24 protein-coding genes are annotated in these 26,091 nt (G+C 73.2%); 8 read left to right on the top strand and 16 right to left on the bottom strand.

Annotated elements, in window-relative coordinates:
• Nucleotides 1–36: 36 nt before the first annotated feature.
• Nucleotides 37–1,128 (bottom strand): succinyldiaminopimelate transaminase, encoded by a 1,092-nt coding sequence (gene dapC, locus ACFVX9_RS33420; RefSeq protein WP_387985311.1) that lies wholly within the window; start codon nucleotides 1,126–1,128, stop codon nucleotides 37–39.
• Nucleotides 1,125–1,547 carry a PPOX class F420-dependent oxidoreductase gene (locus tag ACFVX9_RS33415; protein ID WP_380379910.1) on the bottom strand — a complete coding sequence of 141 codons (423 nt, stop codon included), beginning with the start codon at nucleotides 1,545–1,547 and terminating at the stop codon, nucleotides 1,125–1,127. The genes dapC and ACFVX9_RS33415 overlap by 4 nt, the downstream gene beginning before the upstream one ends.
• Nucleotides 1,548–1,716: 169 nt before the next feature.
• On the opposite strand from ACFVX9_RS33415, the gene ACFVX9_RS33410 reads away from it, so the two are divergent.
• From ACFVX9_RS33410 to ACFVX9_RS33400, 3 genes are read left to right on the top strand one after another with little or no spacing between them, the layout of a single operon-like run.
• Nucleotides 1,717–3,201 (top strand): FAD-dependent monooxygenase, encoded by a 1,485-nt coding sequence (locus tag ACFVX9_RS33410; RefSeq protein WP_380379907.1) that lies wholly within the window; start codon nucleotides 1,717–1,719, stop codon nucleotides 3,199–3,201.
• A gap of 58 nt (nucleotides 3,202–3,259) precedes the next feature.
• The gene (locus tag ACFVX9_RS33405) at nucleotides 3,260–4,297 is read left to right on the top strand and encodes a methyltransferase (RefSeq protein WP_380346391.1); all 1,038 of its coding nucleotides are present in this window, start codon (nucleotides 3,260–3,262) and stop codon (nucleotides 4,295–4,297) included.
• 17 nt (nucleotides 4,298–4,314) lie between these two features.
• Nucleotides 4,315–5,970, top strand: a complete 1,656-nt coding sequence (locus tag ACFVX9_RS33400; protein ID WP_387985306.1) for an NAD(P)/FAD-dependent oxidoreductase — start codon at nucleotides 4,315–4,317, stop codon at nucleotides 5,968–5,970.
• Nucleotides 5,971–6,066: 96 nt separating this feature from the next.
• Here the strand turns inward: ACFVX9_RS33400 and ctcQ are convergent, their stop codons facing one another.
• A complete protein-coding gene (gene ctcQ / locus ACFVX9_RS33395; protein WP_380379901.1) occupies nucleotides 6,067–6,642 on the bottom strand; it encodes a flavin reductase CtcQ in 576 nt (191 codons plus the stop codon).
• Between the two features lie 133 nt (nucleotides 6,643–6,775).
• Entirely contained in the window at nucleotides 6,776–8,308 is a 1,533-nt protein-coding gene (gene tcr3, locus ACFVX9_RS33390) for a tetracycline efflux MFS transporter Tcr3 (protein ID WP_380345791.1), read from the bottom strand.
• Between the two features lie 176 nt (nucleotides 8,309–8,484).
• Between tcr3 and ACFVX9_RS33385 the strand changes: the two genes are divergently transcribed.
• Nucleotides 8,485–8,982 carry a MarR family winged helix-turn-helix transcriptional regulator gene (locus tag ACFVX9_RS33385; RefSeq protein ID WP_063346340.1) on the top strand — a complete coding sequence of 166 codons (498 nt, stop codon included), beginning with the start codon at nucleotides 8,485–8,487 and terminating at the stop codon, nucleotides 8,980–8,982.
• On the opposite strand, the gene asnB is transcribed toward ACFVX9_RS33385, so the two are convergent.
• From asnB to ACFVX9_RS33365, 4 genes are all read right to left on the bottom strand, one after another.
• Complete coding sequence (gene asnB / locus ACFVX9_RS33380; RefSeq protein ID WP_063346341.1) at nucleotides 8,966–10,795, bottom strand: asparagine synthase (glutamine-hydrolyzing); 1,830 nt, start codon at nucleotides 10,793–10,795, stop codon at nucleotides 8,966–8,968. The two genes, ACFVX9_RS33385 and asnB, sit on opposite strands and share 17 nt — an antisense overlap.
• 2 nt (nucleotides 10,796–10,797) lie before the next feature.
• Nucleotides 10,798–11,052: an acyl carrier protein gene (locus ACFVX9_RS33375; protein ID WP_387985300.1), complete on the bottom strand. Its 255-nt coding sequence runs from the start codon at nucleotides 11,050–11,052 to the stop codon at nucleotides 10,798–10,800.
• Between the two features lie 104 nt (nucleotides 11,053–11,156).
• Nucleotides 11,157–12,365: a ketosynthase chain-length factor gene (locus tag ACFVX9_RS33370; protein ID WP_387985297.1), complete on the bottom strand. Its 1,209-nt coding sequence runs from the start codon at nucleotides 12,363–12,365 to the stop codon at nucleotides 11,157–11,159.
• The gene (locus tag ACFVX9_RS33365; RefSeq protein WP_279634872.1) at nucleotides 12,362–13,642 is read right to left on the bottom strand and encodes a beta-ketoacyl-[acyl-carrier-protein] synthase family protein; all 1,281 of its coding nucleotides are present in this window, start codon (nucleotides 13,640–13,642) and stop codon (nucleotides 12,362–12,364) included. The genes ACFVX9_RS33370 and ACFVX9_RS33365 overlap by 4 nt, the downstream gene beginning before the upstream one ends.
• Before the next feature lie 174 nt (nucleotides 13,643–13,816).
• Between ACFVX9_RS33365 and ACFVX9_RS33360 the strand changes: the two genes are divergently transcribed.
• A complete protein-coding gene (locus ACFVX9_RS33360; protein ID WP_063346345.1) occupies nucleotides 13,817–15,061 on the top strand; it encodes an FAD-dependent monooxygenase in 1,245 nt (414 codons plus the stop codon).
• Nucleotides 15,062–15,159: 98 nt separating this feature from the next.
• Nucleotides 15,160–16,497 (top strand): cation:proton antiporter, encoded by a 1,338-nt coding sequence (locus ACFVX9_RS33355; RefSeq protein WP_387985293.1) that lies wholly within the window; start codon nucleotides 15,160–15,162, stop codon nucleotides 16,495–16,497.
• Between the two features lie 19 nt (nucleotides 16,498–16,516).
• On the opposite strand, the gene ACFVX9_RS33350 is transcribed toward ACFVX9_RS33355, so the two are convergent.
• The 4 genes from ACFVX9_RS33350 to ACFVX9_RS33335 all read right to left on the bottom strand — a co-directional run bounded on the left by ACFVX9_RS33350 (nucleotide 16,517) and on the right by ACFVX9_RS33335 (nucleotide 18,479).
• Nucleotides 16,517–16,744, bottom strand: coding sequence for a DUF6059 family protein (locus ACFVX9_RS33350; RefSeq protein WP_063346347.1), 228 nt, complete (start codon nucleotides 16,742–16,744; stop codon nucleotides 16,517–16,519).
• A gap of 151 nt (nucleotides 16,745–16,895) precedes the next feature.
• Nucleotides 16,896–17,273, bottom strand: a complete 378-nt coding sequence (locus tag ACFVX9_RS33345; protein ID WP_063346348.1) for a hypothetical protein — start codon at nucleotides 17,271–17,273, stop codon at nucleotides 16,896–16,898.
• Nucleotides 17,274–17,697: 424 nt separating this feature from the next.
• Nucleotides 17,698–18,240 (bottom strand): hypothetical protein, encoded by a 543-nt coding sequence (locus ACFVX9_RS33340; protein WP_387985289.1) that lies wholly within the window; start codon nucleotides 18,238–18,240, stop codon nucleotides 17,698–17,700.
• Complete coding sequence (locus tag ACFVX9_RS33335) at nucleotides 18,240–18,479, bottom strand: hypothetical protein (RefSeq protein WP_387985286.1); 240 nt, start codon at nucleotides 18,477–18,479, stop codon at nucleotides 18,240–18,242. The genes ACFVX9_RS33340 and ACFVX9_RS33335 overlap by 1 nt, the downstream gene beginning before the upstream one ends.
• 498 nt (nucleotides 18,480–18,977) lie before the next feature.
• Here ACFVX9_RS33335 and ACFVX9_RS33330 point away from each other — a divergent pair, with 498 nt between their 5' ends.
• Nucleotides 18,978–20,117: a WD40 repeat domain-containing protein gene (locus ACFVX9_RS33330; RefSeq protein ID WP_387985283.1), complete on the top strand. Its 1,140-nt coding sequence runs from the start codon at nucleotides 18,978–18,980 to the stop codon at nucleotides 20,115–20,117.
• A gap of 14 nt (nucleotides 20,118–20,131) precedes the next feature.
• On the opposite strand, the gene ACFVX9_RS33325 is transcribed toward ACFVX9_RS33330, so the two are convergent.
• Nucleotides 20,132–21,010, bottom strand: coding sequence for an alpha/beta fold hydrolase (locus ACFVX9_RS33325; RefSeq protein ID WP_380486348.1), 879 nt, complete (start codon nucleotides 21,008–21,010; stop codon nucleotides 20,132–20,134).
• Between the two features lie 352 nt (nucleotides 21,011–21,362).
• On the opposite strand from ACFVX9_RS33325, the gene ACFVX9_RS33320 reads away from it, so the two are divergent.
• A complete protein-coding gene (locus ACFVX9_RS33320; RefSeq protein ID WP_380378333.1) occupies nucleotides 21,363–22,616 on the top strand; it encodes an MFS transporter in 1,254 nt (417 codons plus the stop codon).
• Nucleotides 22,617–22,658: 42 nt separating this feature from the next.
• On the opposite strand, the gene ACFVX9_RS33315 is transcribed toward ACFVX9_RS33320, so the two are convergent.
• The 3 genes from ACFVX9_RS33315 to ACFVX9_RS33305 all read right to left on the bottom strand — a co-directional run bounded on the left by ACFVX9_RS33315 (nucleotide 22,659) and on the right by ACFVX9_RS33305 (nucleotide 26,066).
• Nucleotides 22,659–23,537, bottom strand: a complete 879-nt coding sequence (locus ACFVX9_RS33315) for a helix-turn-helix domain-containing protein (protein ID WP_380378331.1) — start codon at nucleotides 23,535–23,537, stop codon at nucleotides 22,659–22,661.
• A 112-nt stretch (nucleotides 23,538–23,649) separates the two neighbouring features.
• Nucleotides 23,650–24,492, bottom strand: a complete 843-nt coding sequence (locus ACFVX9_RS33310) for a class I SAM-dependent methyltransferase (RefSeq protein WP_387985279.1) — start codon at nucleotides 24,490–24,492, stop codon at nucleotides 23,650–23,652.
• Nucleotides 24,489–26,066 carry a 4-hydroxyphenylacetate 3-hydroxylase family protein gene (locus ACFVX9_RS33305; protein WP_380486345.1) on the bottom strand — a complete coding sequence of 526 codons (1,578 nt, stop codon included), beginning with the start codon at nucleotides 26,064–26,066 and terminating at the stop codon, nucleotides 24,489–24,491. Before ACFVX9_RS33305 ends, ACFVX9_RS33310 begins: the two co-directional genes overlap by 4 nt.
• Between the last annotated feature and the right edge of the window lie 25 nt (nucleotides 26,067–26,091).

The following is a 26,091-nucleotide window of genomic DNA, read 5'->3' as shown; positions in this document are numbered from 1 at the left end:
GGTCTCGGGGACCGACGCCGTCGTCCACTCCGTCCGTCAGAAGGCCGCGGCGAGCCGCTTCACCGCCTGCTCGACCCGCTCGTCGGTCTCGGTGACCGCCACCCGGACGTGCCGCGCGCCCGCCTCGCCGTAGAACTCCCCGGGTGCCACCAGGATGCCGAGCTCAGCCAGCGCGCCCACCGTCACCCAGCAGGGCTCGTCCCTGGTCGCCCAGAGGAAGAGCGCGCCCACCGAGTGGTCGATCCGGAAGCCGCACTCCAGCAGCGCCGCGCGCAGCACGGCCCGCCGCCGGGCGTAGCTCCCGCGCTGCCCCGCCAGGTGCGAGTCGTCGCCGAGCGCCGCCACCATGGCGGCCTGCACCGGGGCGGGCACCATGTGTCCGGCGTGCTTGCGCACCTCCAGCAGCGTGGCGATCACCGCCGGGTCCCCGGCAGCGAACCCGGCCCGGTAGCCGGCCAGGTTGGAGCGCTTGGAGAGCGAGTGCACGGCCAGGACCCCCTCGTGGCTGCCACCGCTGATCTCGGGGTGCAGCACCGAGCGGGTCTCGCCCTCCCAGACGTGGTCGAGGTAGCACTCGTCGTTCACCACGAGGGCGCCGCGTTCCCGCGCCCAGCCGACGATCGCGCGCAGCTCGGCGGTGCCGAGGACGCGGCCCTCCGGGTTGGACGGGGAGTTCAGCCAGACCACCCTGGGGGCGGGGCCGTCGTAGGCCAGCGGCGAGGCCGTCCGGACCAGCCGGGCACCCGCCAGCCGGGCGCTCACCTCGTACGTGGGGAAGGCGAGTTCGGGCACCAGGACGACGTCGGAGGGGCCCAGGCCGAGCATGGTGGGCAGCCAGGCGATCAGCTCCTTGGTGCCGACCGCGGGGATCACCGCGGACGGGTCCACGCTCACGCCCTCGCGCCGCAGCAGCCATGCCGCGACGGCCTCGCGGAGCTGCGGCGTACCCTCCGTGGACGGGTAGCCGGGGGCGTCCGCGGCGGCGGCCAGGGCCGCGCGGACGACGGCCGGCGTCCGGTCCACCGGGTCGCCGAGCGCCAGGTTGACCAGCCCGTCGGGGTGGGCGGCGGCGAGCTTGCGGTAGGGGAACAGGACGTCCCAGGGGAACTTCGGCAGCCGCTCTATCATGCCCGGGCCCCCTTCGCGACGGTGCGGGCCAGCGGCGTCGCCTGGCAGTCGGAGTCGATGCCCCAGGAGACGATCCGCTCCGGGGTGATCCGGATCAGCTCGTCGTCGACGTGCGGCAGGACCTCCTTGCCGCCGGTGGGGAGCGCCTGCGCGGTGCCGCGGATCTCCAGGCCCCGGACCACCCAGTCCGCCGGGTCCAGCACGTCGTCCACGACCAGCGAGACCTTCGGATTCTCCTGCACGTGGCGGTACTTGAGGCTGCGGGCCATGCCGCGACCGGTCACATCGATGGTGCCGAGGCCGGCGTTGTAGTGGAAGCCGAGCGGGACGACGTGCGGCTGCCCGCGACCGTCCACGGTGGCCAGGCGGGCTAGCGACTGCGAGGCCAGGTAGGCGGCCTCGTTCGCGGTGAAGGGCATGACGGGTCCTCACATCGGTCGGATCAGGGATTCCGCCGACGCTAGGCGTCGCCCTTCGAGCCGCTTTCGTGCCCCGCCCGCGCCAGGGCTGCCAAGAGCGCTGGACACCGGCTCGAAGCGGCGCTGGCACGGTGGGCCCGTCGTACAGGAGCCGGCAGCGGAGGGCGCGATGGACTGCGATGTGGTGGTGGCGGGTGCGGGGCCGACGGGCCTGATGCTCGCCTGCGAGCTGGCGTTGGGCGGTGCCCGGACGCTGGTGGTGGAGCGTAGGGAGGAGCCGGAGAAACACTCGAAGGCCATGGGCATGCAGGGCCGCACCGTGGAACTGCTGGAACTGCGCGGGCTGCTCGACCGGTTCCTGGAGGGCGCGGGCCTGCTCAAGGGCGGCAACTTCGCCAGCCTGGGCGTGCCGATGCGGTTCGAGGAGTTCGACACCCGGCACCCGTACGTGCTGCTGGTGCCGCAGCTGCGCACGGAGGAGCTGCTGGCCGAGCGGGCGCGGGAACTCGGCGTGCGGATCGTCCGGGGCGCTCCCGTCACCGGCTTCACCCAGGACGAGGACGGCGTGACCGTCGAGACCGGGACCGGCACCGTCCGGGCACGCTACCTGGTCGGCTGCGACGGCGGCGGCAGTACCGTACGCCGGCAGGCGGGGATCGCCTTCACCGGCCAGGACCCGCACATGTACGCGCTGATCGGGGACATGCGGTTCCGAGGTGAGCTGCCGCGCGGTGAGGGACTGGGGCCGATGCGCCCGGTGGGTCTGGTCAACCCGGAGAAGAGGTCCTGGTTCGGCGCCTTCCAGCACAAGCCGGACGTCTACCGGGCCACCGTCGCCTGGTTCGGCGAGCCCTTCCCCGACCGCAACGCGCCGGTCACCGAGGAGGAGATGCGCGCGGCCCTGGTCGAGCACACCGGCGGCGACCACGGGATGCACGACGTCACCTGGCTGTCCCGGCTCACCGACGTCTCCCGGCTGGCCGGGGCGTACCGCAGCGGCCGGGTGCTGCTGGCCGGCGACGCGGCGCACATCCACCTGCCGGCCGGCGGGCAGGGGCTCAACCTCGGCATCCAGGACGCGGTGAACCTCGGCTGGAAGCTCGCGTCCGTGGTACGCGGCCAGGGCGGCGAGGAGTTGCTGGACAGCTACCAGGGCGAGCGGCGCCCGGTCGCCGACGGCGTGGTGCGCAACACCCGGACCCAGGCCGTGCTGATCGACCCGGACCCGAGGTACGACGCGCTGCGCCAGACCTTCCGCGAGCTGATGGCACTGCCGGACACCAACCGCCACATCGCCGGGATGCTGTCCGGCTTCGACGTCGCCTACGGGACGGGTGACCACCCGTCGGTCGGGCGCCGGATGCCGGACGCCGACCTGCTCACCGCCGGGGGCGGCCGACGGATCAGCGGCTGCTTCACCGAGGCGCGCGGGCTGCTGCTGCTGCCCGAACCCGGACCGGCCGCCTCGCCACCGGCCGCCTCGCCACTGGCCGCCTGGGCCGACCGCGTCACCACCGTGACCGCCAAGGTCGCGGGCGCGGAGCCCGACCTCGCCTTCCTGATCCGCCCTGACGGCTACGTCGCCTGGGCCGGGCCCCCGGCGCGGCGCGAGGAGCTCCGCCACGCCGCGACCACCTGGTTCGGCGCCGCCTGAGAACCGCACGACCCGCACGACCCGCACGACACCCGCAGCACACCGAGAGAGGGAGAAGATGACTTCAGTCACCGGCAGCCCCGCCGCCCGCGCGCGCCGGATCGTCGCACTCAACACCGCCTACTTCCAAGCGAAGGCGCTCCAGAGCGCGGTGGAGCTCGGCCTCTTCGAGCTACTGGCGGACCGCTCCGCCGGCGTCGACGAGATCCGGTCCGAACTGGGCGTCGACCACCGGCTGTTCAAGGACTTCCTGGACGCCCTGGTCGGCCTCGACCTGCTGACGGCCGAGGACGGCCGCTACCGCGCCGCCCCGCTCGCCGAGGAGTTCCTGCTCCCGGACGCTCCGACCTACCTGGGCGGCACCGCCCAGCAGCACGCCCGGCTGCACTTCCACGCCTGGGCGCAGCTGACCGACGCGCTGCGCGACGGCAAGGCCAAGTCCGCCGTCGCCGCGCAGGGTCCGCTGGCCTACCCCAAGCACTACGAGGACCTCGACCGCGCCCGCCAGGTCATGGCGCACATGGACGCCCACAACGGGTTCACCGCGGACGAGCTGGCCCGCCAGCTCGACTGGAGCCGCTACACGTCCTTCGTGGACGTCGGCGGCGCGCGCGGCAACGTGGCCTCCCGGATCGCCTCGGCCCACCCGCACCTGCGGGGCGCCGTCTTCGACCTGCCGGCGCTGCGCCCGCTCTTCGACGAGCTGGTGAGCACGGCCGGGACGGCCGACCGGGTCACCTTCCACGGCGGCGACTTCTTCGCCTCCCCGATGCCGGAGGCCGATGTGGTGATCCTCGGCCACGTGCTGCCCGACTGGCCGGTCGACGACCGCCGGGAGCTGCTGCGGCGCGCCCACAAGGCGGTGCGGCCCGGCGGCGCGGTGGTGCTCTACGACGCCATGATCGACCCGGACGAGCGGGACCCGGAGGTCCTGCTGCAACGGATCAACCACACCATGATCCGGGACGACAGCTCCGCGTACTCGCTCCAGCAGGCCCGCGACTACCTGGAGGAGGCCGGCTTCACGGTCGACCGGGTGACCGCCACCGACACCATCACCCGGGACCACTTCGCCATCGGCGTCAAGTCCGCCTGAACGGAAGGGAGAACGACGTGACGGAGCACGCCGCACCGCAGGCGGAACAGCCGTACGACGTGGTCATCGTCGGCACCGGCCTGTCGGGCACCATGCTCGGCTCGATCCTGGCCAAGCAGGACTTCCGCGTCCTGCTGCTCGACGGCACCCACCACCCCCGGTTCGCCGTCGGCGAGTCGACCATCGGGCAGACGCTGGTGGTGCTGCGGCTGATCGCCGACCGGTACGGGATCCCGGAGATCGCCCACCTGGCGAGCTTCGAGGACGTGCTGGCCAACGTGAGCAGCGCGCACGGGCAGAAGAGCAACTTCGGGTTCATGTTCCACGAGGACGGCGAGGAGCCGGACCCGAACCTCACCAGCCAGTTCCGCATCCCCGGGATCGTCGGCAACGCCGCGCACTTCTTCCGGCAGGACACCGACGCGTACATGTTCCACACCGCTGTCCGCTACGGCTGCGACGCGCGGCAGGACTACCGGGTGGAGCGCGTCGACCTCGACGACGACGGGGTCACGGTGGTCGGCGCGGACGGCAGCAGCTACCGCGCCCGCTACCTGGTCGACGCCAGCGGGTTCCGCTCGCCGCTGGCCAAGCAGCTGGGGCTGCGGGAGGAGCCCAGCCGGCTCAAGCACCACGCGCGCTCGATCTTCACGCACATGGTCGGGGTGGAGGCGATCGACGACCACCTGGACACGCCCGACGGGCTGCGTCCGCCTGTGCCGTGGAACGACGGGACGATGCACCACATCTTCGAGCGCGGCTGGATGTGGATCATCCCGTTCGACAACCACCCCGGGGCCACCAATCCCCTGTGCAGCGTGGGCATCCAGCTCGACCCGAGGACGTACCCGGCGCGCCAGGACCTCACCGCCGAGGAGGAGTTCTGGTCCCACGTGGACCGCTTCCCCGCGGTGCGGCGGCAGTTGGAGGGCGCCCGGAGCGTGCGCGAGTGGGTCCGGACGGACCGGATGCAGTACTCCTCGACCCGGACGGTCGGCGAGCGCTGGTGCCTGATGTCGCACGCGGCCGGGTTCATCGACCCGCTGTTCTCCCGGGGGCTGTCCAACACCTGCGAGATCATCAACGCGCTGTCCTGGCGGCTGATGGCGGCGCTGCGCGAGGACGACTTCTCGCTGGAGCGGTTCGCCTACGTGGAGCGGCTGGAGCAGGGCCTGCTGGACTACAACGACCGGCTGGTGAACAACTCGTTCATCTCCTTCTCCCACTACCCGTTGTGGAACTCGGTGTTCCGGATCTGGGCCTCGGCCAGCGTGATCGGCGGCAAGCGCATCCTCAACGCGCTGACCGCGACCAAGGAGACCGGTGACGACACGCACTGCCAGGCCCTGGACGACAACCCGTACCCGGGGCTGTGGTGCCCGCTGGACTTCTACAAGGAGGCCTTCGACGAGCTCACCGAGCTGTGCGAGGCCGTGGACGCCAAGCGGATGACGGCCGAGGAGGCCGCCGCCACCCTGGAGCAGCGGGTGCGGGAGTCGGACTGGATGCTGCCCGCGCTGGGCTTCAACGACCCCGACACCCATCACATCAACCCGACGGCCGAGAAGATGATCCAGCTCGCACAGTGGGCCACCGACCACCCCCGCCCGGAGATCCAGGAGCTGCTGGCCGCCAGCGCCGAGGAGGTCAAGGCCGCCATGCGCAGGAGCTAGGGTCCTGTCCGGCCGAGGACGGCCGGCGGGACCGCCGAGGGCCGCGCCCGGGGAGCTGATCCCCGGACGCGGCCCCTTCCGTCGTCGGCGCGCCGCTCAGCCCTCGGCCGCCAGGGTCAGCGCGACGGTCCTCGGGTCCTCCTCGACCGGCCAGCGGGCGTAGGAGCGGCGCCAGTACATCAGCGGGCTGGGCACCTCCGGCCGGGCGGCACCGTCCACGACGGCACCGATCACGATCGTGTGGTCGCCGGCGTCGAGGGCCGCGGCGACCCGGCACTCGGCGTGCGCGACGGCGTCCAGCGGCACGGTGGGCAGGCCACCGAGCCGGCTGGGCTCCCAGCGGACGCCGCTGAAGCGGTCGCCACTGGCCGAGGCGAACAGCGCGGAGGTGTCCTCACCACCACCGCGCAGCACGTTCACCACGAACTCGCCGCGGTCCAGCACGGCCCGCAGCACCCGGCTCTCCCGATGGATGCAGACCAGCAGCAGCGGCGGCGTCTTGGAGACGCTGCACGCCGCGGAGCAGGTCAACCCGTACGGCTCGCCGTCGGCGCCCAGGGTGGTCACCACGGTCACTCCGGTGGGCAGCGCGCCCATGATGGACAGGAAGGTCGGGCCGTCGACGCAGTCGCCGGCGAGGTCCTCGGGCAGGGGTAGGGGCATGGTGGGCATGGGGTCTCCACTCTCGGCAGTCCGGTGCGGTGTCCCCATGCTCGTCGGGCGCGTTCGAGTCGCCGTCGGGTACGCCGCGTACCCCTGGCCCGGGAGCGGGACCAGGGGTACGCGGGTTGCCTCGGACGCGCGGTCACTCCTCGTCGCGCAGCTCCCGCAGCAGGAAGGTGAGCACGAAGCCGACCGCCAGGATCAGGCCGCCGACCAGGAACATCGTCTGGAAGCCGGCGGCGAAGGCGTCGATCGTGCGGGCCGCGAGGCCACCGCTCGTGGCGGGGTCCGAGAGCGCCTGGCGCACCGCCTCGTCACCGTTCAGGTCACCGCCGATCCGGCCGGCCGCGACGCCGAACAGCACCGACATGAAGACCGCGGCGCCCGCCGTGCCGCCGAGCTGACGGAACAGGCCGGAGGCGGCGTTGGCCACGCCCAGCTCGGACTGGGGCGCCGCGCTCTGGATGGCCAGGGTGATGACCGTCTGGGAGAGCCCGATGCCCAGGCCGAGCCACGCCGTGAGCACCACCACCACCCACAGCGGGGTGTCGGCGCCGGCCGTGGAGAGCCCCAGCAGCGAGCCGGCCATCGAACCGAGCCCGACGATGGCGGGCTTCTTGAACCGGTTCGTCTTCTTGATGATCTTCGCGCAGACCATCTGGGAGATGATCGCGCCCGTCATCAGCGGGATGATCACCAGCCCGGCCACGGTGGCGGTGCGGCCCTGCACCAGCTGGAGGTAGAGCGGCAGGGTGGAGACCGTACCGAAGATGCCGACACCGATGGTGAAGTTGACTGCGGTGGCCAGGGTGATCCCGCCCCGCTTGAACAGCCGCAGCGGGACCATCGCCTCCAGGCCCCGGGCCCGCTCCGCCAGGACGAACAGCACCAGGCCGAGCGCGGCGACGGCGTACAGCACCAGCGAACGGCCCGAACCCCAGCCCCAGTCGAGGCCCTCCTCGGCGACGACCAGCAGCGGCACCAGCCAGAGCGCGAGGGTGACGGCGCCCCGGTAGTCGATCGGGTGGTTCACCCGCTGGTGCGGCAGGTTGAGTGCCTTGCGCACGCTCAGCAGCGCAACCAGCCCGAGCGGCACGTTGATCAGGAAGGCCCAGCGCCAGCCGGTCACCCCCAGGATCTCGCCGGCGCCCGCGAACAGCCCGCCGACCAGCGGGCCGAGCACGCTGGCCGCGACCCACGCCATCATCAGGTAGGAGAAGTACCGGCCGCGCTCCCGCACCGGGGCGAGGTCGGCGATGACGGCCGTGGGCAGCGACATCAGCCCGGCGCCGCCGAGTCCCTGGACCACGCGGGCGACGGCGAGCGTCTCCATCGAGTTCGCCAGCGAGCAGGCCGCCGACCCGACGATGAAGACCACGATCGCCGCCAGGTAGAGCGGCTTGCGGCCGTAGATGTCGGAGAGCTTGCCGTAGAACGGCATCGCGATCGTGGAGCTGACCAGGTAGCCGGTGATGACCCAGGCCTGGACGGTCTGCCCGTGCAGCTGGTCGCCGATCGTGCGCAGCGCGGTCGAGACGATGGTCTGGTCGAGTGCGGCGAGCAGGACTGCCAGCAGCAGTCCGGTGAGGGCCGTGATGATCTGGCGGTGGGTGAAGCCGGCCGGGCCGGCGTCGTCCGCGACGGCCTCGTCGGTCTGCGAGGCGAGGTTTGCCATGTCCTGTTTCTCCATGCGGTTTCGGTCGGCCCGCCGTGCGGTGCCGGACGACCGCACAACCCGGGCCCGACACACAAAATCGACAAGCTCTTGTCAATTTGAGGGTAGTGCCCACCTCGAGTAAATGACAAGCTCTTGTCGAAATCGCGCGAGCGTGCTGCGATTAGGCTTCCGTCATGACCGACCTCTCCCCCGTGGCAGATACCTTGAGCGAGATCACCACCGAGTTGTTCGCCGTCAACGGCGCCCTGCTGCGCGCGGGCGACGGGCTGTCCGGCCGGTTCGGGCTGACCTCCGCGCGATGGCAGGTCCTCGGCCTGCTGGCAGACGGTCCGCACAGCGCCGCGCACCTCGCGCGGGAGCGCGGGCTGCGCCGCCAGGCCGTCCAGCAGACCGTGGTCAAACTGGTCGAGGACGGCCTCGCCACCACCAGCCCCAACCCGGCGGACCGGCGCGCACCGCTGGTCTCGCTGACCGCAAAGGGCGCCGACGCACTCGCCCTGCTGGAGCCGGCCGAGCGGCGCTGGCTGGAACACCTGGCCTCGCCACTGGACCCGGACGACCTGAAGGCCACGCTGCGAGTGCTGCGTGGCCTTCGGGCGGCGCTGGCCGACGAACTGCCCCCGTCGGTCGCGGGCGACAGTGGCACCGCGGATCTCACAGGTCCAACGTGACCTCGTACTCCGTGAGCCAGGAGTTGAGCCAGAGCACCAGCTCCAGGCTCCCCCGGTCGTACGGGCGGCTCACCGCGCCCAGCGGCCGGTCGACGACCGCCCGCGCCCGCCCGAGGTCCAGCAGCGGCAGGACCGGGGCGTCCGCGTCGCGCAGCAGCCGGGCGAGTTCGGCGCGCAGCACGGCCTCGTAGCCCGGGTCCTGGGTGGCCGGGTACGGGGTCTTGACCCGCTCGACCACCGACCGCGGCAACAGGTCGGCGACGGCCGCGCGCAGCAGGCTCTTCTCCCGGCCGTCGAAGGACTTCATCGCCCACGGCACGTTGAAGACGTACTCCACCAACCGGTGGTCGCAGAACGGCACCCGAACCTCCAGGCCCACCGCCATGCTCATCCGGTCCTTGCGGTCGAGCAGGGTCTGCACGAACCGGGTCAGGTTGAGATAGGTGATCTCGCGCATCCGACGGTCATCGGCGGACTCCCCCGGCAGCACCGGCACTTCGGCGAGCGCCTCCGAGTACCGCGCGGCCCGGTAGCCGTCGAGGTCGAGCTTGTCCAGCAGTCCCTGCTGGAACAGCGAGCGGCCGCCGAAGTAGCGTGCCGAACCCGAGGTGAGCCAGGGGAAGGTGGTGGCGCGCAGGGCCAGCGGGTTGTGGAACCAGCGGTAGCCGCCGAACAGTTCGTCCGCGGCCTCGCCGGACAGCGCCACCGTGCACTCCCGCTTCACCGCCCGGAAGAACAGGTACAGCGAGGGCCACATGTCACCCCAGTACGCGGGCGGCAGGTCGGTGGCCCGCAGCACCGCGGCGCGCACCGCCGGATCCGTCAGATCGCCGCTGTCCAGCAGGACTTCGCGGTGTTCCGCACCCACGTGCCGGGCCAGGTCGCGGACGAACGGCGCGTCCGGCGCCTGGCGCACCGCGTCCGGGGCGAAGCCGTCCGCCGCGCCCCGGAAGTCCACCGAGAACGAGCGCACCGGCCCCGACCGGGCCGCCAGCGCCGTCACCGCCGAGGAGTCGAGGCCTCCGGAGAGCAGGCAGCCCAGCGGCACGTCCGAGACCAGCTGGCGCGCGACCGTGTCGGACAGCAGCTCCCGCACCGTCCCGATGGTCGCGGACAGGTCGTCGGTGTGCTCACGGGCCTCCAGCCGCCAGTAGGTGTGCCGGCGCACCCCGGTGCGCCCGACCCGGACGAGTTGGCCGGGCCGGACCTCGCGCATCCCGGAGAAGACGGCCGCCTCGGGCGTCTTGACCATGTCCAGCGCCTCGCACAGCCCCTCCGCGCCGACCCTGCGCGGCACCGCGCGGTCGGCGAGGACGGCCTTCGGCTCCGAGCCGAACAGCACGCCCGTGTCTGTCGGGTAGTAGTACAGCGGTTTGACGCCCATCCGGTCGCGGACCAGCAGCAGTTCCTCGGCCTGCTCGTCCCAGATGCCGAAGGCGTACATGCCGTTGAGCCGGTCCACCAGCGCGGCACCCCACTGGAGGTAGCCGCGGAGCACCACCTCGGTGTCGCACGCCGTCCGGAACCGGTGGCCGAGCGCGATCAACTCGGCGCGCAACTCACGGAAGTTGTAGACCTCGCCGGCGAACGTGATCGCCGCGCCGCGGCCCCGGTGCCGGGCGGTCATCGGCTGCTGCCCGTGCGCCGGGTCGATCACCGCCAGCCGGCGGTGGCCGAAGCCGACCCACGGGCCGAACCAGAGCCCCTCGGCGTCCGGCCCTCGGCAGGCCATGGTGTCCGTCATCGCCTGCAGCAGATCACGGCGCTGCTCGGGGGAGGCGTCGAAGTCGACCGCCCCAACGATGCCGCACACGCTCAACCCACCTGGGTCAGGCTCAGGTTGACCGCGGCCAGCAGCTGCCGCGGGGTCCTGGCCTCGACCACGACGTCGTCCGGCAGCGCGATGCCCCGGTCCCGCTCGATCATGTTGACGGTGTTGAACAGCGCCAGCGAGTCGTAGCCCAGGGCCTCGAAGGGCACGTCCAGGACGTCGTCGAGGTCGACGCCCTCGTCGACGCCCGCGGCCTCGCGCAGCGTGGTGATCAGATCGTCAAGGGTGAACTCTGCCATGGCGTTTCCTCAGTTCGGTCGGTCGTCGGTCGATCGTCGGTCGGTTCTTCGGCGGCCGCTTCCGCGGCTCGCCCGCAGTCGGTCGGAAGTCGGTCAGCGGTCGGTCAGCAACCCGTCAGCACCAGCGCGCTGTTGAACCCGCCGTGCCCACGGGCGAGTACCAGCGCGCTCCCCAGCCGGGACGGCCTCGGCCGGTCCCCCACCAGGTCCAGCTCACCGAAGGCGGGCCGTCCGAGGTGGACGGAGGGCGGGATCACCGAGTCCCGCATGGCCAGCAGCGCCGCGGCCACGTCCAGCGGGGCACCCCCGGCGAGCAGCCGGCCGGTCATCGTCTTGGGCGCCGTCACCGGCACCCCGCGCGGTCCGAACACCGCGCTCAGCACCTCGGCCTCCGCCCGGTCCCGCTCGGCCACCCCGCTGGCGTCGGCGAAGACCACGTCGATGTCGGACGGGTCGGCCCCGGCGTCGGCCAGCGCCGCCTCGATCGCCCGCCGCAGCCCGGGCGGACGCCCGGAACCGGGGCGCGGGTCGAAGGTGGCCGAGTAGCCGGCCACCTCCCCGTAGTGGCGGCGCTGCCCGCGCCCGGCCGCCCGCTCGGGATCCTCCAGGACGAGCAGCGCACCGCCCTCCCCCGGCACCCCGCCCGACGCGTCGGCGTCGAACGGCAGGAAGGCCCGCCGTGGGTCCCGTTCCGGGCTCACCGTGCCGCTGCGGGTGAGGCAGAGCCACGACCACGGGCAGAGCGAGCCGTCCACCCCGCCCGCCAGCATCAACGCGGTGCCCTCCCGGACGTGCCGCCGCGCCTTGGCCAGTGCGTCCAACCCGCCCGCCTGCTCGGCCACCAGCGCCGAGCCGGGGCCCCGCATGCCGTGCCGGATCGAGATCTGCCCGGTGTTGACCGGGTAGAACCAGGCGAAGGACTGGTACGCGCTGACGTATGCCGGGCCCTTGCTCCACAGCGCCGTCAGCTCCCGCTGCCCGAACTCGAACCCGCCGGCGGAGGCGGCCGTGACCACCCCGGCGGCGAAGTCCGGCATCGTCGCCGGGTCCGCCCCCGCGTCGGCCAGGGCCTCCTCCGCCGCCACCAGCGCCAGCCTGGTCATGTGGTCGGTCTGGGGCAGCAGCCTGCTCGGCAGATGGTCCTCCGGCCGGAAGTTCACCTCACCGGCCACGTGCGCCCGGTAGCCGGCCGAGTCGAAGCGGGTCACCGGGCCGAGGCCCGAACGGCCGGCCAGCGTGGCCTCCCAGTACTCCTCCACACCCCAGCCGTTCGGCGCCACCACGCCGATACCGGTCACCACGACCTTCGTCATGCCCCGCTCCATTCCGGCTCGGCCAGCACGATCGCGCTCTGGAAGCCACCGAAACCACTGGCCACGCTGAGCACCGTGGACACCCGCTGCTCCCTGGCCACCAGCGGCACGTAGTCCAGATCGCACTCGGGATCGGGCACGTGCAGATTGGCCGTCGGCGGAACCACCGAGTGCTCGATCGCCAGCGCGCTGGCGGCGAACTCCAGGGCACAGACCGCGCCCAGCGAGTGCCCGATCATCGACTTGATCGAGCTGACCGGCACCCGGTAGGCGTGCTCGCCGAGGCTCCGTTTGAACGCGGCCGTCTCGTGCCGGTCGTTCTGCTTGGTGGCCGAGCCGTGCGCGTTGACGTACGCGATGTCCTCGGGATTCATCCGGCTCCGGTCGAGCGCGACCCGAATCGCCTCCGCCATCTCGTTCCCGTCCAGCCGCAGCCCCGTCATGCTGTAGGAGTTGCAGCGCCCGGCGTACCCCGTGACCTCGGCGTAGACGTGCGCGCCGCGTCGGCGCGCGTGCTCGCGCTCCTCCAGGACGAACATCGCCGCGCCCTCGCCGAGGGCGAAGCCGTTGCGGGTCAGGTCGAACGGCCGCGAGGCGCTCTCCGGCTCGTCGTTGCGCGGCGAGGTCGCCTTGATCGCGTCGAAGCAGGCCACCGTGATCGGAGAGATCGCCGCGTCCGACGCACCGGCCAGCATCACGTCCGCCTCGCCGTCACGGATCAGGTCGCAGGCGTGGGCGATCACGTCGATACCGGAGGTGCACCCGGTCGAGACCACGCCCACCGGCCCCTCGGCCTCCACCAGCCAGGCCAGTTCGGTCGCCATCGAGGACGGCACGAAGTAGTCGTACAGATAGGGCACACCGTGGGCGTCGTCGACCAGCTGCCGCCGGCCCTCGTCGCTGACCACGGCGAACTCGCGGTCGAGGCTGATCGTCATCCCGCACGCCGTCCCGGCCATCACCCCGGTGCGGAGCGGATCGTTCGACCCCGACACCCCGGAGTCGGCCAGTGCCTCGCGCGCCGCCACCATGGCGAACTGCGCGGTGCGGTCCCATTGCCGGATCTGACGCTGGGTCAGACCACTGGCCACCGGATCGAAATCACACTCGGCGGCCACCCGGGACCTGAACGGCGACGGGTCGAACGTCGAGATCGTCCGGGTCGCCGTCCGGCCCGCGGTCAGCAACTCCCAGAACGCCTTGGTGCCGACCTCGCCGGGGGCCACCACCCCCATCCCGGTCACCACCACACGGCGCCGCCCGTCCTCACCTGACACCGCTGCTCCCCCGCTCCGCATCCGACATACCCGATCGCCTCCTGTCCGTGAGAAGAAATCCGCCGGCACCGATCGTCGGCTCCCGCCCTCGCGGCGGATTCGAGCCGCCGTCCACCTGCCGCGCGGCCCGCCGCGCGAACCGGCGTTGAGGAGTGCTGCCTAGCCTCTGGTCGCATGGACATCGACACCGACATCTGCGTGGTCGGCGGCGGCCCCGCCGGGCTGACGCTCGCCCTGCTCCTGGTCCGCTCCGGCGTGCGGGTCACCCTGCTGGAACGCAGCCGCTCGCTGGACCGGACGTACCGCGGCGAGATCCTCCAGCCCGGCGGCCAGGCACTGCTGGACGAGCTGGGCGTCCTCCGCCCGGCGCGGGCGCACGGCGCCGTCGAGCACCAACGCTTCCTGCTGGAGGAGCGCGGCCGGATCCTCATCAACGGTGACTACCGACGGCTGCCCGGACCGTACAACTGCCTGCTGAGCCTGCCACAACGCCACCTGCTGGCCGAGCTGCTGGCCGCCTGCGCACGGCACGACGGCTTCCGCTACCTGGCGGGCACCAGGGCGAGCGGGCTGGTGGAGGAGGGCGGCGTCGTCCGCGGGGCGGTCGCCGCCGGGCCCGGCGGCGCGGGCGAGCAGGTGATCCGGGCGCGGTGCGTGGTCGCGGCGGACGGCCGCTTCTCGAAGATCCGCACCCTCGCCGGCATCGGCTACCGGCGCCAGGAGCTGTTCAGCCAGGACGTCCTCTGGTTCCGGCTGAGCGGAGCGCCGCAGCGGAGCACCGGGCACACGCGGGACGTCCGGGTCTTCCGGGCCGGCGGCAATCCGGTCCTGAGCTACTCCTCGGTGCCCGACTCGCTCCAGCTCGGCTGGACGCTCCCGCACGGCGGCTTCCGTCGGCTGGCCGACCGGGGAGCCGACCACATCATCGAGCAACTGTGCCACGCCGCACCGGAGTACGCCGAGCGCATCCGCGAGGAGATCACCGGCTTCGGGGACCTGTCCCTGCTCGACGTCTTCTCCGGCAGCGCCGAGGAGTGGGTGCGCGACGGGCTGGTGCTGATCGGCGACAGCGCCCACACCCACAGCCCGATCGGCGCGCAGGGCATCAACCTCGCCATTCGGGACGCCGTCGCGGCTCACCCCGTCCTGGTCGAGGCGGTGCGCAGCGCCGACGCCGGCGCGGCCCGGCTCGACCGGTACACAGCGCTGCGCAGGCCCGAGGTGGACCGGATCACCCGGATCCAGCGGATCCAGAGCCGGATGATGCTCTCCACCGGGCGCCTCTCCTCGGCGATCCGCCCGCGGACGGCGGCTCTGGTGTCCAGGACCCCGCTCTACGGCGCGATGCTGCGCCGGATCGCCTTCGGCACCTCGCCCGTCCGGCTGCGGACCGATCTGCTCGGCTCCACCGGACGGTGACCGGCGCCCTCCCCCACCCCTCCCGGTACGTCACCCCATTTCCCGTACCGGCCTGGCAGCCGCCCTCACCGGGGCACCGAGCGAAGAGGTAGAGCGTGATGACTCCACTGATCGATCCGCATCAACTGTCGGCCGCCGGGCCGACCGAGGCGGCGACGGCGGGCGGTGTGCTCGTCGCCCTGGCCGTCATCCTCGGCACCGCGTTCGTCTGCGGGAGACTGGCCGTCCGGCTGCGCCAGCCCGCCGTCATGGGTGAGATCGTCGGCGGGGTCGCCCTCGGGCCCAGCCTGATCGGTCTGCTCCCGGGACGGTTGGACGCCGTCCTGTTCCCCCCCGAGGTCCAGCCCCACCTGCGGGTGCTCTCCCAACTCGGCCTGGTCTTCTTCATGTTCATCGTGGGGTACCGGTTCGACACCGCCCATCTGCGGGGCGCCGGGCGCCGGGTGACGGCGGTGTCGCTCAGCTCCGTCGCACTGCCCTTCGCGCTCGGCCTGGGCCTCGCGGTGCTGCTCCAACCCTGGTTCGACGCCTCCCAGTTGAGAACCACCGGCTGGCTGGGCCCGGCCCTGTTCCTGGGGACGGCGATGTCCATCACGGCCTTCCCCGTCCTCGCCCGGATCATCGCCGAACGCGGGATGCACCAGGATCCGCTCGGCACCCTGTCGCTCGCCTGCGCCGCCCTGCAGGACTTCCTCGCGTGGTGTGCGCTGGCCGTGGTAGTGGCCGTGGTGAACGCCCAGAGCCCTTGGGCGCTCGGACGGTTGGCGCTGAACACGGTCGTCGTCGTGCTCGTCCTCGGTTGCGTCGTCCGCCCCGCCCTCGGCTGGCTGCTGGCGCCGGAGCGGCGCCGCGCCGTCGGCGGACCGTGGATCCACGCCGTCCTCGTCACCGGGACAGTGCTCTCCGCCTGGGTCACCGGCGAGATCGGCCTGGACGCCGTCTTCGGCGCCTTCATGTTCGGCGCGGCGGTGCCCCGCGACCGGATCGACGCCCTCGCGCCCGAGGTCCCGGAGCGCATCGAGCAGGCCGGCCTCCTCCTGCTGCCGGCCTTCTTCACGGTCACGGGGCTGGCCGTCGACCTGACCGGCATCGGGTGGCACGGCCTGGTCATCGTGGCCGCGGTGCTGGTGACGGCCTGCGTCGGCAAGTTCGCCGGTGCCGCCGCCGCTGCCCGGCTCACCGGCTCGACCAGGCGGGAGGCGGCCGCCCTCGGCATCCTGCTCAACGCCCGAGGCCTCACCGAGCTCGTCATCCTGAACGTGGGCCACCGGCTCGGCGTCATCGATACCCGGATGTTCAGCGCGATGGTGGTCATGGCCCTCGTCACGACCCTGATGACCGGGCCGCTGCTGCGACGCGTCGCCCCGCGGGGCACGCCACCACCATCGCTCCGCGCCCGCTCGGCCGCCCCCGAGGCGGTGTCCAGCAACTCCTGACCGTCCGGCCCCGAAGGGGTCAGAAGTCGCGCGGCACCGGTCCACCGGAGATGTCGCGCAGCTGCCTGCGCAGCTCCCTCTCGACGTCGCTGAGCGGCAGGTCGGGGCGGAGCCGCTCCGGGTGGCCCGGCCCGGGACCAGCGGGAGGCGGCGGCGCGACCGGCGGGGCGTACCCCGACAGCTGCCCGAGGGCGATCAGGCCTCGCAGCAGCGAGCGCAGGCAGGAACCGAGCAGTGAGCAGCGCATCCGCCGAGGATGGCGGGCCGCCTCGGAGCGCCCGTACAGCAGCGTTCGAGCGGGTCGGCCACCTCCAGCCGACCGCCACCCCGCTTCAGCCGCGGGAGGCGACGGGGCCGGCTGCGGCACGCCGCCCGGCCACCGCGGCCCTGCCGTGCCATCACGACGCAGCCGACGGCGCCGCCTTCGCGCCCGGCACCGCAACGGACGTGATCAGCTCTCCCGTACGTCCGCGGATGTCGATGCGGACCGGCAGCGTGCGGCGCCGCACGCTGGTCCCGCCGGGCCCGGCCGAGTGCGCCCGGCCCAGCACCTCTGTCACCGCCATGACGAGCGCCGTCGTCACGGCGTCCTCGGTGATCGGCCCGATGTCGTCCCCGAGCCAGTGCAGGACGAGCGCCCACTCGCCGTTTCGGGTCCCCGTGCGGGGCTGGGTGGGCTCCGCGTTCAGACCGAACTCGGCGAGGGCCTCGATCAGCGACTCCACGTCCTGGCCGTCGAGGTGCTGGAAGTTCTCTTCGATGAGCAGCTGTGTCATGAGCGTTCCCCCATGTGGTGGTCGGTCGGACGCGGACTCGGACGGCGCCTGCCGGACGTCGCCCTACGACGATGCCGCGCCAGGGGCAGTCCGGCCCGACGGCCGGGCTCCCCTGACGATCGATCAGTGCTTCTGATGGCGTGGACGGTCGTTCCGGCCCACCCGGTTGCCGCCGCCGGACATCTTGACGCGTTCCGTACGCACGGACGGCCACACGTCGCCACCGCGGGCCGCCGGACGACAGCACGACGGCACGACGGCACGACGAGGCGGCCCCGGTGCACGGATTCCCCGGCACCGGGGCCGCCTCGTGCGCTGAGCGGGGCTCACGCGCCGAGCGGGGCCGCGTCATGCGCTGAGCGGCGGCGATCCGGGCAGCGTCGCGCCCGCCGGGTGGGCGGGCGCAACGGCGGCTTCGGCCCGGTCAGTTCCAGGGGTTGGCCGCCTGGTCGTTGATGGCCGTCCAGAACCGGGTGTTGTTGGGGATGTTGCCGTAGGCCCAGAAGGTCCAGCCACCGGTCTGCGCCAGGTCGGACCCGAAGTGGCCGTCGTGGAACTCGGCCTCGCGCCAGCCGGCCCCGAAGGAGGCCTGGCAGAGGCTGTCCGCCGCGGCCCGGCTGTTGAGCCGGGCGCCCCTGACCGGCTGGCCGAGGGCGACGGTGCCCTGCGCCCAACCGTTGTAGAAGCCGATGCTGATCCCGGACGGGGCCGGTCTGCCGTCGACGTCGAGGCAGAGCACGGGCAGCCAGACCGACGGCGCGGTGTCGCCGTTGCAGGCGTTGCTCGGGCTGCCACCGGGGCCGCCGACCTGGACGGTGCCCTCCGGGCCGTAGGCGACGACGGACCAGGTCATCCCCAGGTGGGTGCCCGGTCCGGTGGCGGCCTCGGCCGGGGCCGCGGACAGCGGGATCAGGGCGGCTGCGGTGACGGCGGTCGCGGTGGCGACGACCTTCTTCAGACGGTTCATCAACTGCTCCTGGTTCGAGGCGTCTCGTCATCGACGGCGACGCCACCTCGGCGGTCCGCGCCGCCTTCGACCTCTCCTACCGCTCGCTCCCCGCCGAGGCCCGGGCCCTGCTCCGGCTGCTCGCCCTGGCCCCGGCCGTCGGCGTCGGCCCCGGCGCGGCAGCCGCCCTGGCCGACACCCCCACCGCCGCCGTCCGGCCCATCCTCGATCACCTGGCCACCGCCCACCTGCTCACCCACGAGGACCACCACCGCTACCGGCTCAACGACTTCCTTCGCCTCTACGCCGCCGAACGCTGCACCGCCGAGACCGGTACCGCCGAGCGCCGCGCCGCCCTGGAACGCCTCAGCTCCTGGTACCTCCACCACGCCGACTCCCCCTCGCCGCCACCCACCCCTCCCGTCGCGGACCACCCGTGGAGCCGGGGCCACCACCTGATCGGCCTCCACCTCGACGAATGGGTCGAGGTGGACCGCCTGGCCGCCCTTGCCGCCTGCACGGCGCAAGCACCGGACGCCCCCTGATCCGATCGTGCAGCCCCGCGCGCCACGCCGTGTGCCCCGTCACGCGCCCCGTCATGTGCCCCGTCATGTGCCGTAGGCATGGGCGGCCATGGCGTCTACGCCGAATCGTCGACTGCGTCATTGCCGCCCAACTCGCCTTCCCCGCCCCATACTCTGGCTCCCGCCGATGCGGACGCATCGTGTGTCACAGGGGAGGATTTTGTGAAGTCGCTCATGGCAAAGGCCCGTTGGCTGGGCACCGCGGCATCGGTCGGCCTGCTGCTGTCCACCGGAGCCGGGATCGCCACCGCACAGCCCGCCACCACCGCGGCCCCCCAGGTCGTCCCGGTGGGGTACGCGTACCCGACGACCGCCGTCACCCCGGACGGCACGAAGGCCTACGTCGGGGTGACCGACGACCCCCGCGGCACGCCCGCGGTCAAGGTCGTCGACACCCGGACCGGCGGGATCACCGCCCGGCTCACCCTTTCCACCGCCGCGAACTCCTTCGTCGGCGCGCTGGCGATGAGCCCCGACGGCACGCGGCTGTACGCGACCGTGGGGGCGCAGCACCTGGTCACCATCGACACCGACAGCGACACGGTGGCCGCCGACGCCCTGCTCCCGGTCCAGCCGCACCCCGACGGCTACGTGGACGGCTCGCCGAGCTCCCTCGTGGTCAGCCCGGACGGCGCGGGCGTCTACCTGGCCCAGAACGGGCCGCGGCAGCGCTGGGGCTTCCAGCCCGCCCGGGTCCTCGCGTACTCGACCGCCACCGGTACCTTCACCGCCTCCGTCGGCGTCACCGACTTCAGCGTCGGTTCGATCGTCCTGCGCCCCAACGGCCAGGACCTGTACGTCACCACCGGAGCCGGCCTGGTCCACCTGGCCGCCACGCCCACCTCGCTCACCACCGTCCGCACCCTCACCGCCGGACACGGCGCCTCCGGCGGCGCGGTGCTCAGCCCCGACGGCAGCACGCTGTACGGCCTCGGCGGCTACGAGAGCGACTACCTCGTCGACACCGAGACCGATACCGTCACCGAGAACTTCCACTTCGCACCGGGCAACACCGACCTCCGCTACCCGGTCGTCAGCCCGGACGGGAGCCGCCTGTACTTCATCTCCAAGTCGACCGTCTTCGTCGCCCCGGGCGGACCCACCCCTCCCGGCTACCACTACGAGAGCGTGATCCTCTCCTACGACACCGAGGCCCACGCGCTCGTCCCCGCCGAGACGGTGAACCCGCAGAAGGTGGAACTCGCCACCGGCCTGGCACTCGCCCCGGACGGCCACACCTTCTACCTCGGCGGCAACACCTACCCCGGCGGCGTTCCGGGCATCGTCGCCAGCCTGGAGATCATCGAAAACTGACGATCAGTCAATTCCTAGGCGGGTGCCCGGCCCTCGACGATCCGCCGGATCTCGCGCGCCAGGGTGTCGGGGTCACTGGTCGGCACCATGTGGTCGGCGTCGGCCGCCAGTACGTGGCGGCCGACCTCGGCCCGGCCGACGCGGTAAGCATGGGAGGCGTTCACGGCCTCCCGGACCTTCGGGCCCATGCCGGTCGAGGTCCGGACGGCCGAGACCACCGTGAGCGGGATGCCGCCGAGGGCCGGCGGGTTCTCCTTCATGGCGGTCAAGTCCGCGACGACGGAGCCGAGTTCGGCGCCCCGGGTGCGGATGGTGGAGACGGTGAACCCCTCCTCGCGCATCTCGGCCGCGGCGTCCGCCGGAAGGGCGTCGAGCATCGGGCGGAAGGCCCGGGCCAGCAGGCCGGTGCGGGCCAGCAGCATGCTGACCGCCTGCCCGATCCGCTCCTGGCGGCGCACCGAGGGCGCGAACACCAGGTCGCAGGACTCGTCCGTCGGGTCGGCCAGCACCAGGCCCGCGATCCGCTCGGGGCGGGCCGCGGCGGCGAGCCGGACGATCGGCCCGCCCCAGCTGTGCCCGACCAGGACGAACGGCCCGGGGCCGAGGCCGCCGAGGTGGTCGAGCAGGTCGTTGAGGTCCTCGGCGAGGCGGCGCAGCGGGCGCGGCGCGGGGTCCGGCGCGCTGCGGCCGAGCCCGCTGCGGTCGTACGCCACCGTGGCCGCGACCCCGTCCAGCCGGAGCTGCACCGGCGCCCAGTACGAGCGGCTGGAGGCGAGCCCGCCCTCCAGCACGACCGTCGGCACGCCCTCGCCGCCGGGCCCCGGCCGCCGCAGGTAGAACAGCTCTCGGCCGTCCCGTGTCCGCGCCCACCCCGGCTCACCCTGACTGTGCATCCCCGGCACCGCCCTCACCCTCGACCGTCCATCAAGTTTGGTTAGCCTAACCTCACTTCCCTGGTGATCGCGACCACCCGCGGCCGACCCGCAGGGTCGATGGGGCGGCGGGGGCGGCGGGGACGGCGGGGACGGCGGGGACGGCGGGGACGGTCAGTAGTCGGCCACCGGGTCACCGGCCGGACCAGGGCGGCAGCCTGTGACCTGGGGTCACAGGATGACCGCCTGTCTGGCTGGCCGCGAGGGCCGTCCGCAGGATGGCCGCATCGGACTCCTGCCCTCCCGTCGCGGCCGCTTCCGCCTGCCGTCCGAAGGCCCGGCCGCTCCCTCGCACGACAAGGTGGTGATCGCTGTGAGCAGCATCTCCGACCCGCCCCGGCCCGAACAGGCCGAGGACGTCCCGCCCCTGGCGCCGGCCCAGGCCTTCGAACGGTGGCGCTACGCGGGAGTGTTCCTCCTGCTGTTCCTGTTCGGCACGGAGACCTTCCTGGTGTCGCCGCTGCTGCCGACCATCGCGGACTCGGTGCACACCACCGAGGCGGCCGCCGCCTCCAGCGTCACCGCCTACGTGCTGGTGTACGCCGTCGCGGCGCCCTTCCTCGGGCTGCTGAGCGACCGGTTCGGCCGCCGCCGCACCCTGGTGGCGGGCACCCTGCTGTTCGTCGTGTCCAACGCGGCGGCCGCCCTCTCCACCGGGCTGACGCTGCTGGTCGTCTCCCGCGCGGTGGCCGGGCTGGCGGCGGCCGCGGCCGGGCCGGCGATCTGGGCGCACATCGCCGAGACCGCACCGGAGGCGGTACGCGGCCGGGCCCTCGGCCTGGGCATGGCGCTGTTCTCCTGCGGCCAGGTGATCGGCGTGCCGCTCGGCGGCTTCCTCGCCGGACTGGCCGGCTGGCGGTCGGCGTTCTGGGCGCTGACCATCGGCACCGCGGCGGCCGTGCCGCTGCTGCTGAGCCAGGTCCAGCGCCGTTCGGCGCAGGCGGCCGCGCCGCAGGTGGGGGCGGTCCGGGCGATCCTGGCGGGCTGGGCCGACCCGACGCTGCGGCGCGCCCTGCTGGTCAACACGGTGTTCAACACGGCCAACCTGGGCGCCTACACCTTCCTCGGCGCGGTGCTGGTGCAGCGCTTCGACCTGTCGGTACAGGCCTTGGGCCTGGTGGGCGTGCTGGTCGGTGCGGGCAGCCTGGTCGGCTCGCTGCTGGGCGGCCGGCTCGGGGACCGGGCCAGGACCGCCGGGCGCTCCGACCTGCCGATGCTGCCGCTGTGGGGCGTGCTGCTGGCGGCGGGCGTCGCGCTGGCGGCCAAGGGGCCCGGCCTGGTCCTCGCCCTGGCCGGCGTGGTGGTGTGGTTCCTGGCCTCCGGAGGCTTCGTGACGGACCAGCAGACGCTGGCCGGCACCATCGCCCCGGAGCTGCGGGCGACCTCCAGCGCGTGGCTGACCTCGACCATGTACGCGGGCACCGGCCTGGGCGCCTGGGCGATCGGCACCTTCGGCAACGTCGCGGACGGCACCCTGCTGATCGGCACCGGGCTCGCGCTGGTGGCCGCCCTGGGCGCGCTGGCGGTCAGCCTCGGCCTGCGCCGGTCCGCCGCATCGGGCGCCTGAGGCCCCGCCGGAACGGCCGGGATGCCCGGCAGGGCCGGCGGCTCAGCCGACCCGGCGCTCCCCCTCCACGCCGCCGACCGCGCGCAACGGATGATCGACCAGTTCGGTCATCCGCGCCCGGTCGGCGGCGCCGTGCGGGGTGAACAGCAGCACCGTCGCGGTCGGGTCGTCCACCGGGTGGAAGGACGACAGCGTCAGCCGGACCGGGCCGAGCCCGGCCGGCTCGACGGTGACGGTGCGGACGGTCAGCTCCGCCACCGAGTGGCACCCCCACCAGTGCCGGAACTCGGGCGCGTCCTCGTCCAGGTGCCGGTAGACCTCGCCGGTGCGGGGGTCGGCCAGGGCCGGGCCGGCCTGCGCCCGGAACTGCTGGAAGACGTTCATCGCGAGCGGCTCCCAGTCGCGGAACACGGCCCGCACCCGGTGGTCGGCGGCCATCACCCACATCAGGTTGCGCCGGTCGGCGGGGACGAACTCGGGCGAGCCCCAGAGCGCGACCCAGGCGGCGTTCCAGCCGAGCAGGTCGAAGTGGCGGTCGAGCAGGACGGCCGGGCTGGTGGGCCAGGAGTCCAGGACCGGCCGGATGGCCTCGGCGAGCCGGCCGGCGCCGTCCTCCGAGGCGGCGGCCGCCGTCGGCTCGTGGTAGCCGGCCAGTCGCATGGCGTGCCGCAGCCCGGCCGCGTCCAGCCGCAGCACCCGGGCGATCGCCTCCAGCACCTGCCGGGAGGCGGTGACCCGCCCCTGCTCGACCCAGGTGTACCAGGCCAGGCCGACGCCGGAGAGGGAGGCGACCTCCTCGCGGCGCAGACCGGGGGTGCGGCGCCGGGTGGTGGCGGTGAGGCCGACGTCGGAGGGCTTGAGGAGCTCGCGATGGGCGCGCAGGAAGGCGCCGAGTTCCCTGCCTGCGGGGGGAGTTGACACGGTTGGCTCCTCGGCCCTGGTCGGTGCCGTCGAATGCGGGGGTGTGGGCTGCCACCAGCGTAGACGCAGCCCGCCGCCCACCCCAGGGGTGAGCGGCGGGCTACACATGTTGTTAACGAGACGTCAGCTGCCACAGTCGGACGGGCATGTGGCTGACGTGGCCGCGCTCCTGCTGCCGGCGCCAGGCGCTCTCGCCGACGGCGCGGAAGAAGGCGGGCCGCTGCTGCGCCGGCACCGCACGGCTGTAGTAGTCCCCGAAGGTGGCGGCGTGGAAGTGCTCGTACTGGGCGGCGCCGTCGACGGTGACCACGGCGTCGCGCTCCAGGTGGCCGGCCACCGCGAGGTGCGGGCCCACCACCGCCGCGAGTTCGTCGACGGTCCTGGTCCGGGTCGCGATCGGCAGCACCCCGGCACGCTCCAGGACGCCGGGCACCTCGTCGTACGGGGTGCCGAGGGCGACCAGGGCGTCGCGGACCAGCTCGTCCTCGCCGCCGAGGCCGCGCTCGTCCCGGGCCGGGTGGTAGGTGGTGAGCAGGAAGCGGCCGCCGGGGGCGAGGTGGGCGGCGGCCCAGGCGAAGATCCGCTCCTCGTCCGGGTACAGCCAGTGCAGCACCGAGGTCTGGGTGATCAGGTCGGCCCGGAACGGCAGCGGCTCGGGCACGGTGAGGTCGGCCCGGTGCAGGGCGACCCGCCCGCCGTAGGGCTGGAGCCGGGCGGCGGCCTCGGCGATGCGGTGCTCGGAGCGTTCCAGGCCGACGGCGCGCCGCAGGGAGGGGAAGCGCTCCAGGGCCTCCTGGAGCAGCTGGCCGATCCCGCTGCCGAGGTCGATCAGGGACTCGGGGGCTCCGGTGACCTGGTCGAGCACCCAGTCCCGGTCCTGGACCTGGCGCAGTCGGCTGGCGTCGGCGTACCCCGCGAGGGTGCGGGCCTGGATCTCGACGGCGGACGTGCTCACGGCTGGTTCTCCTCCACGGTGGACGGCTGCTCGGTGGACTGCTGGTTGGTGGACGGCTGGTCGGTAGCTGGCTGCGCCGCAGCAGCGGGCTGCTCCGCGGCGCCCTGGTCGACCAGCTTCAGCAGCCGTTCGCGGGCGGCGCTCTGGTCGTAGCGCTTGAAGAGGTTGATCCGGTTGCGGGCCAGGTCGCCCCGGTGCACGTACTCGTAGAGGTCCTGGCGCTGGCCGAAGCCGTCGCCGGTCAGCTCCCAGGCGATCCGGAAGAGCCGGGCCTTGCGTTCGGCGTCGATGTCCCGGCCGCGCATGTAGCGGTCCAGGTGCGGGCGCAGCCGGGGGTTGGCGAGGTCCCCGGCGGTGGGCTGGATGAGCAGCCCGGAGGCGCCGATCTTGCGGACGATCTCGACCGCGCTGCCGGCCACCTCGGCCGACCAGACCCGGGAGGCCGCCGTGTCGCCGGGGGCGAACAGGCCGCCGTCGGTGAGGCCGCCGCGCGCCTCGGCGGCGTCGAGGAAGTACTCGGTCAGTTCGGCGTACCCGGCGAGGCGGCCCAGGTCCTCCTGGATGTTGCGGAAGCCGTCCACGCCGATCGACTCGGCGACCAGGGTGGCGCTGGCCAGCAGGGTCCGCAGCCGCTCGCGGTAGCGGATGTGGCCGACGTAGGCGCTCCAGGCGTTGATCCGGCCGAGGCCGGTGCGCGCCAGGTTCGCGTCGCGCAGCAGGAAGACGCGGTCCCAGGGCACCAGGACGTCGTCGAAGAAGAGCATCGCGTCCTGCTCGTCGAACCGCGCGCCGAGCGGGTGGGCGTGCCCCCAGGAGGCGCTGCCGAGCGGTTCGCGGGCGAGGGTGATCAGGCCGGGGGTGTTGAGCGGCAGGGCGAACCAGGTCACGAACTGCTCGCCCCGGCCCTCGGTGAACGACGCCGAGAGGTAGACCAGCACCTCGTGGGCGATCGGGGCGAGCGTGGTGAGCTGCTTGGCGCCGCGCACCACGATGCCCCGGTCGTTCTCCTCCACGACGCGCAGGGCGAGGTCGGGGTCGTCGAGCGGGTTGGCGGAGCGGTCGATCTGCGGGTCGCCGAGGGCGTGCGAGAGGACCAGGTCGTTGCTCGCGCAATGCCGGTACCACGCCTCGGCGTTGGCGCCGAAGCGCGGGTCGGCGCCGGCCAGCCGGTGCCGGAAGTCGTAGACGCCGACGGCGATCGAGGCCATGAAGGCGGGTGAGCGGCCCTGCTGTCCGAGCGCCTCGGCGTGCCACAGTTCGGCGCTGCGGCGCTGGAGCCGCAGGTCCTCCAGGGTGCGCGGGGGCTGGTAGGCGCGGGCGAGCCGCAGGCCGCTGTCCGGGTCCTCCCAGGTGAGCAGGTCGCGGTGGGCCGGGTCGTGCTGGAGGTCGATCAGGCGGGCCAGTTCGTCCACGGCCGGGCGGAACGCGGGGTGCTCGGCGGGGTTCGCGATGCGCTTGCCGTCGAGGTAGAGCTCGCGGCCGTCGTCCAGTTCGGCCCGGTACCGGTCGCCGGTCAGCAGGCCGCGGGCGGTGGCGGGTGCGCCGCGGCCGGTGATGGTGCCCAGCAGTGTCATGCGCCAACTCCGTTTGATGTCAAGG

Origin of the sequence: Kitasatospora sp. NPDC058243 (assembly GCF_042882025.1) — a bacterium.
GTDB lineage: Bacteria > Actinomycetota > Actinomycetes > Streptomycetales > Streptomycetaceae > Kitasatospora.
Note: the sequence above shows the minus strand (reverse complement) of the source record. Positions and strands in the feature narration are given on the sequence as shown.